The sequence below is a fragment of the Cupriavidus sp. SIMBA_020 genome, assembly GCF_046535395.1.
In the GTDB taxonomy this organism is placed as follows: Bacteria; Pseudomonadota; Gammaproteobacteria; order Burkholderiales; family Burkholderiaceae; genus Cupriavidus; species Cupriavidus campinensis.
Genome location: NZ_JAWRWU010000606.1, coordinates 1 through 271, shown reverse-complemented (window position 1 = coordinate 271; position 271 = coordinate 1). Strand labels below are relative to the sequence as shown.

Annotated in this window: 1 protein-coding gene; it reads left to right on the top strand. The window is 58.7% G+C overall.

Annotation, left to right across the window (positions count from 1 at the left end):
- Nucleotides 1-198 (top strand): hypothetical protein (locus SB751_RS30710; protein ID WP_410749115.1); only part of this gene is annotated, 198 nt, incomplete at its 5' end.
- Nucleotides 199-271 lie beyond the last annotated feature (73 nt).

Genomic DNA, 271 nt, shown 5'->3' with positions numbered 1-271 from the left:
GCCGCTGCGGTCCAACCAGCGGCGGCGCTTCTTCCTCTTCGGTTTCGTCGTCCCAATCTCTCATCGGCATTTCTCGAGTCAATGAACTTCACGCGCCGTTCACGGCAAGCAAGCCCTGATGGGCTCTTCACCGTCGCTGACGCCATCACAACCGCATTCCCGGTTAATCTGCGCGCGGTGTTCCCGATACGCCACTGATAAGCCCCATGCGAAACCCGGCCAAACCGCCCGCTCCCGAGATTCGTTAACTATTGTTAAGGGCCGAGATTCA